Here is a 6,685-nt window from a genome sequence, read left to right as displayed (position 1 = left end):
GTAAATATAATTAATATCATCAAAAGTATTACTACTGTGAATCACACTATTTAAAATATGAGATGAGTGTGTTGTAATTAGTATTTGGCTTTTCAGCGAATTTAGTTCTGCAACATGCGAAGATAGAATTTCATTTAAGGCCTCTTGGATATGTCTAATAAAATTTATTTGCATCTGAGGATGCATAAAAACTTCTGGCTCTTCAATACATAATAATCTGATTCTACTCTGACCTATTTCCTTCAAGCTTTGATTCGTGTAATCAATTAACTCACCAAGAATACTTACTAAACTTGCGTAACCCAGACCAAACTGACTCTCAGGGACAAGAAACTCTCCATCTTTATGTTCATAAATTATCAGGTCAGACATAAGCTTATCGAATGTTAATTCGGATCGGAGTTCGATTCCTATATCTTTGTCTGATATTATTTTTTTTAGGATTCTTTCAACTCCTGACTGATGTTTAACTTTAATGTTTTTAGTCAGACTTTCATTATTTCCATCAACCAGACTTATTATTCCTTTGTATTCACTCTCATCGCATTCGTACATATATTTAATTATTTTATTGAATGATTTTGTAAGTAATCTTTTATCATGGATATTTTTTGCAGCCGAAATAACCCTCAAATCAATAAAATTCCTCGGTGTTAAGGTCTCGATACTTATGTTCTGGTAGTTTTTTATCCTTCTCCTGAATTGTGTTTTAGATAATATATCGAGATATTTTCTAAAGGTCACTTCAAAATCACCTTCACAGCTTAAACAGTCTTTTTTAAGCGCTTCTATTTTAGACTGATAATCAGCTATTACTTTTACTTCATACTCAATGATAACATTCGCCTTTCGCACCCCATCAGTTAACAATTTTTTTGCATCGATAAAAGGTCTAAACTCGCCGATAAGATCATGCTCTTCATCATCTAAAATAACCTCTATTTCAAAAGATATCTTTGGTGCTATGCTAAAATCATCATTTAAATGTTTCTCAAGAATTTTTTTTGAATAATTATAATTAAAATCATGCCCAGTAATTTTCTCAGAGTCCGAGTGCAAAAGTTCTAAGGCTTTGGTTACAGTAGTTTTACCAGAGTTATTTTTTCCAATCACTAGAGTTGTTGAGGAAGCAACTAAATCTTTTTTGGGTGATTCACTATGAGATTTAACAAAACCAATAATGTTTTCAGTCTCTCCAAACTTCCTGAAGTTGTTTATTTTTAGGAAAGATATATACATAAAAACTCCTGTAAAATGTATTACTCTATTGTAAAAACTGGCAAAACATAATCAATCTAATAAGATTTTTCTGAAAAATCAAGTTGTCGATTTCTCTTACAAAAATCTCGCTTTCTCCCTAACATCAACTTGATGTTATTGCTAACTAGTCTAAAAGAATTTTGTTTATACTAATTATGACCTAAAAAGCACTAATCAGGTTCCGCAATGGCTGTTATAGGGGTTGTTGAAGATTTCTAAAATTTCAATTTATAGTTCCCAGGAGCTTTATCTCCAGCTAGGTAGCGAAAATTTTAAATAGATAAGCATCCATATGAACCTCAAAGGGGCCCACCCAGCCCCTTTCCCACAACACCCTCTAAGCAGCTAACCAAGCCTACCCGCACTCAGTGCGCCACAATTCGCGGCTCCTTCACAAACTCCGCCAGTAGCCAGATCATATCGTGCAGCAGCCCCGTAAGCTCTTTTGCAACGTTCGCGGGCAATGTCCCCCCTTTAACGGCTTGGGTAAGTGCCAGCGCATAGTCTATCTGGGTAGCGGTGTCGTGCCAGCAGTCGGGCACGCAGGAGGTCATTTTCTCTCCCACAATCAGCTGTTCAATAAGGTTCGGCGGGAGATCGGCATCGCAGAGTTCGCGGAGTGGATGAAGCGCTTGCAGCAGACGCTCACAGAGCGCAGTGCTAATGACGCTATCATCGCTTTCGACCAGCACGGTCACCAGCGCGGCGCAGTTATCAGCAACGTCAAAAAGATCGGTGTCAACCGGAAGGGGTCGGGTAATAAGCTGCTGAATAATGTTTTCGTCAGATTGCAGGTAAGACAGGGTTGGGATAGTAGCCATAAGGCATCCTCAGTGTATGAAATTGAATTAACCACCCGATGAGTTCCTACGCTCGAGGGGGCAGCGCTGACGGAGGTAGGAATACCGCCCACAGAGAAAACGGCCAGCCTTATGGCTGCTCCGCCAGCGCCACCGTGATTTTAACGGCATATGCACTGTTGCGACAAAATAAAGTCGCACTGTGAGATCCGGGTTCCTACACCCGATTGCGGATGTGCCGCAACGCCGTCACTTTACGACCCAGGTAACCGGAATAAAAGCATTAACCTTCATTTTCACCGGGTTACTTTTAGGTTTGCGAGGCTCCTTCCAGAAAGCCAGTCTTCCCGCCTACATTTTCAGCGTATCGATCACTGCTCTCAGGGCTGGCGACACATTGCGATGCGGATAATAGAGAAACAACCCCTCCATCCGCAGGCTGTAGCGTTGCAAGACCCGGATAAGCGTTCCGCGCTCCAGATCGTCCGCCACGAGCTCCACCGGAATATAGGCTAGACCCAGGCCCAGCCGGGCAGCTTCCGCTTCCATGTAACTGTCCGATAGCGCCCATTGTCCTTCTGGCCGGTGAAAGATTTTCTTGCCGTCCTGAACCAGTTCCCAGTGATAAAGATTACCGTCGGCAAACTGATACGCAATGCAGGGGTGCCTCACCAAATCCTCAGGTGTTTGCGGAAAGCCATAGCGGCGGAAGTGCTCTGGTGCCGCAACCACGCCCATTTCCATGTCAGCCGTGATGCGTACCGCAATCATCCCCTGCCCGACCTCAGGCCCCAGCCTGACGCCCGCATCAAACCGCTCGGCAATGATGTCAACGAAGCGGCTTTCATTCATCAGTTCAAGGCGGATATCCGGGTAACGCTGCTTGAAGATGGCGAGCTTTGGCAGCAGGCATTTATCGATAGCGTGCTGGCTGGCATTGATGCGCACCGTACCGGACGGCGTCTGGCGGTAATGGGCCAGGGTGGCCAGCCCGGTATCAAGCGTATCGAATGCTGACTCCGTGGTTTGATAAAGCTGCTCCCCGGCGTGGGTAAGTGACAATTTTCGTGTGGTACGCACCAGAAGCTGAACGCCCAACCGCGCCTCCAACTCACGTACCGAGCGGCTGATCCCGGATTGTGCCAGTCCGAGTCGCTGCGCGGCTGCCGTGAAGCTTCCCTCGCGTACCACCTGCATAAACAAGTAAAGCTCGTTGTAGTTTTCCCGTTTCGCCATCGCGCCTGCTCTCTGATTCATAACAAATTGGTATTAATCTTAGCAATTTTCACCCTCTAATCAGCACGATTTCTGCTCCCTATACTCCCCTTATCACAACAACGCACGGGATCTCTAATGAAAACATTCACCCAAAAACTGTCAGTGGCGATGCTGCTGTGTGCATCTTTAAGTGGAGTGACAACAATGAGTTATGCAGAAACGACTAACCCAAACGCGCCCATTTCGATGGTGACCACCTGGGATAAAACCTTCGCCAAAAGTGATAAGGTTGACCATCGAAAGGTGACATTCCAGAACCGATACGGCATTACCCTGGTGGGAGATCTTTATCTGCCTAAAAACCGTGGGGACCGCAAGCTGGCGGCGATTGCCGTTAGCGGGCCGTTTGGCGCGGTCAAGGAGCAATCCAGCGGGCTCTATGCGCAGACGATGGCCGAACAAGGGTTTGTCACGCTGGCGTTCGACCCGTCTTACACTGGCGAAAGCGGCGGCCAGCCACGCAACGTGGCCTCGCCGGACATCAACACCGAAGACTTCAGCGCCGCGGTCGATTTCCTGGGCCTGCAACAAGAGGTTGATCGAAACCGTATCGGCATTCTGGGTATTTGTGGCTGGGGCGGCATGGCACTGAACGCGGCAGCAATGGACACCCGCGTAAAAGCGGTTGCCACCAGCGTGATGTATGACATGAGCCGTGCCATGGGCCACGGCGTTGGCGACGGGAAAGATCGCTATTCCACGGCCGATCGTCGGGCCGTACTGCAGTATCTGAACGAGCAGCGCTGGAAAGATGCCGAAAACGGCACCTTCGCGCACGGCGGCCATGATATCTATGTCGATGAAAACGGCAACGTAACGGCGGCTGAGCGTATTCTGCCAGAAGCATTACCCGCCAACCCGAATCCGGTTCTGAAGGAGTTTTATGACTACTACCGGATGTCGCGCGGATTCCATGCACGCTCCGTCAACTCCACCGGCGCATGGACAGCAACCATGCCGTTGTCTTTTATGAACATGCCGCTGTTAAGCTACGCCGGGGAGATCAGCATCCCGACGCTTATCGTGACGGGTGAAAAAGCGCACTCCCGCTATTTTGCCGAGGACGAGTTTAAAACCGTTGGCAGCAAACAGAAAGAGCTGGTCATTGTCCCGGGCGCAAACCATGTCGATCTTTACGACAATGCCGCCGGAAAGATCCCGTTTGCACAGTTTGAGCGATTCTTCAAAACCAGCCTGAAATAAGCCGTTCTGCCCGGGATCCTGCAGGCCGCATACGCGTTAGCCTGAAGCATGACGAGCATACGCCACCCGAGCCAAACGGGTGGCCCTCTCTACGCCTTGATGAAATCTGACTATGTCCGCACTAAGCCAAACCACGCAATCGAACCGTGAACATACGTACTGGGGCGGCATTTTTGCCCTGACCCTGTGCGTATTTGTTTTGATCGCCTCTGAATTTATGCCCGTTAGCCTGCTTACCCCGCTCGCCCGAGATTTAAGTGTCACCGAGGGGCTGGCGGGCCAGGGGATTGCTGTCTCCGGCGCACTGGCCGTCCTGACCAGCCTGACGCTTTCTCAACTGGCTGGCAGCATGAACAGAAAATATCTCCTGCTGGGAATGACGCTACTGATGGCCCTGTCGGGAACGATTATTGCCTTTGCACCGAACTATCCGGTCTATATAACCGGCCGCGCCCTGATCGGTATTGCCATCGGCGGATTCTGGTCCATGTCTGCGGCAACGGCTATTCGCCTGGTGCCACAACATCAGGTATCGCGCGCGCTGGCTATTTTCAACGGGGGCAACGCGCTGGCGACGGTGGTTGCCGCCCCACTTGGCAGTTATCTCGGCGCGACTATTGGCTGGCGTGGCGCCTTCCTGTGTCTGGTGCCCGTGGCAATAGTCGCGTTCATTTGGCAATGCTATAGCCTGCCTGATATGAAGGGGAATGACCGGGCAACATCGCGTGGGACGGTCTTTCGGTTGTTTCGTCAGACGGCCGTTATTGCAGGCATGCTTGCCTGCGGCCTGTTCTTTATGGGTCAGTTTGCGTTATTTACCTATGTGCGTCCGTTCCTTGAAACCGTTACCCACGTTAGCGACTCCGGGTTGTCGTTGATATTGTTAACCATCGGCGTTTCAGGTTTTGTAGGTACTCTCGTGATTGCCATGGCGCTCAACGCGTCATTTTACCTGACGTTAATGGCCATTCCCCTGCTGATGGCCACCATTGCGGGTGGGTTGATTCTGACCGGGCACATCGTATGGGCCGTTGCCGCGCTGTTAGGGCTCTGGGGAATGCTGGCGACGGCGGCACCTGCCGGGTGGTGGACGTGGATCGCCCGTACGCTTCCGGAAGATGCTGAGGCTGGCGGTGGGTTAATGGTTGCGGTGATCCAGCTTGCCATTGCGCTGGGATCAACTACCGGAGGCATGATGTTTGACTATTTGGGCTGGCAGAGCACCTTTCTCATGAGCGGCCTGCTGCTTCTCAGTGCGGCTGGAGTGACATGGCGGCTCGCACGTCTGAACAGATAACGCCGCAGAGGATTAATTGCCGCTTTTCTATGGCGCTGGTGTATTGTTTTTGAACCCACAATCACTGTGAAGAGGCGCGACAGCATGATCACCATCCTTGGCAAAACCACCTCCATCAACGTGCGTAAAGTCCTCTGGACCTGCGAAGAAGCCGGAATTGCATATCAGCAGGAAGATTACGGCAGCGGATTTGCCTCGACGGAAACGGACGCCTTCCGCGCCCTGAACCCCAACGCCATGGTGCCGGTGTTGATCGACGGCGATTTTGTGCTGTGGGAATCGAATTCAATCTGCCGCTACCTGGTGCGCAAAGCCGGACGCGATGACCTGCTGCCATCGCAGCCGCAGGCCTGCGCTAACGTCGAGCGCTGGATGGACTGGCAGGCAACCGAATTTAACAACGCCTGGCGCTATGTCTTCCCGGCGCTGGGGCGCAAAAACCCGGACTATAACGATCCCGTGCGGATTGCCGCCGGGATAAAAGAGTGGAACCACTGCATCGGCATTCTGGAGCAGCAGTTGCAGCGCACCGGTGCCTTTACTGCGGGCGAAACGTTTACGCTTGCAGATGTGGTGTTGGGGCTGTCGGTGAACCGCTGGAGGATGACGCCTTTTGACAAACCCGCTGTGCCTGCCATTGATGCCTGGTTTGAACGTCTTAATCAGCGCCCGGCATTTTTGCGACACGGAAATAACGGCATGGTCTGAATTCCCCACGGCCCTATATTCAGCAAGGATATTTTATTTAATTACAAAACCCTGCATCTCGTCAGAGGGAATAATAATTAAGCCATATCCTGGACTGTCCGTTGTACCGCTTTGCTAGCCTGACGTTTCAGGCAAAGCT

Annotated in this window: 6 protein-coding genes; 3 read left to right on the top strand and 3 right to left on the bottom strand. The window is 49.9% G+C overall.

Annotation, left to right across the window (positions count from 1 at the left end; all coding sequences use genetic code 11):
- From ACMWKA_RS13865 to ACMWKA_RS13855, 3 genes are all read right to left on the bottom strand, one after another.
- Positions 1–1,239, bottom strand: a 1,239-nt coding sequence (locus tag ACMWKA_RS13865; protein ID WP_414760340.1) for an AAA family ATPase, incomplete at its 3' end; no start/stop codon positions are given.
- Between the two features lie 386 nt (positions 1,240–1,625).
- Positions 1,626–2,081: a hypothetical protein gene (locus ACMWKA_RS13860; RefSeq protein WP_414760339.1), complete on the bottom strand. Its 456-nt coding sequence runs from the start codon at positions 2,079–2,081 to the stop codon at positions 1,626–1,628.
- A gap of 330 nt (positions 2,082–2,411) precedes the next feature.
- Positions 2,412–3,296: a LysR family transcriptional regulator gene (locus tag ACMWKA_RS13855; protein ID WP_414760342.1), complete on the bottom strand. Its 885-nt coding sequence runs from the start codon at positions 3,294–3,296 to the stop codon at positions 2,412–2,414.
- A gap of 117 nt (positions 3,297–3,413) precedes the next feature.
- On the opposite strand from ACMWKA_RS13855, the gene ACMWKA_RS13850 reads away from it, so the two are divergent.
- From ACMWKA_RS13850 to ACMWKA_RS13840, 3 genes are all read left to right on the top strand, one after another.
- Positions 3,414–4,541 (top strand): alpha/beta hydrolase, encoded by a 1,128-nt coding sequence (locus tag ACMWKA_RS13850; RefSeq protein WP_129317860.1) that lies wholly within the window; start codon positions 3,414–3,416, stop codon positions 4,539–4,541.
- A gap of 112 nt (positions 4,542–4,653) precedes the next feature.
- Positions 4,654–5,838 (top strand): MFS transporter, encoded by a 1,185-nt coding sequence (locus ACMWKA_RS13845; RefSeq protein WP_414760338.1) that lies wholly within the window; start codon positions 4,654–4,656, stop codon positions 5,836–5,838.
- Between the two features lie 84 nt (positions 5,839–5,922).
- Positions 5,923–6,546 (top strand): glutathione S-transferase family protein, encoded by a 624-nt coding sequence (locus ACMWKA_RS13840; protein ID WP_414760337.1) that lies wholly within the window; start codon positions 5,923–5,925, stop codon positions 6,544–6,546.
- The last annotated feature ends 139 nt before the right edge of the window (positions 6,547–6,685 follow it).

The sequence above is a fragment of the Enterobacter sp. 03-F-07-AD-ECC genome (assembly GCF_047530935.1).
Lineage (GTDB): Bacteria > Pseudomonadota > Gammaproteobacteria > Enterobacterales > Enterobacteriaceae > Enterobacter > Enterobacter cloacae.
Note: the sequence above shows the minus strand (reverse complement) of the source record. Positions and strands in the feature narration are given on the sequence as shown.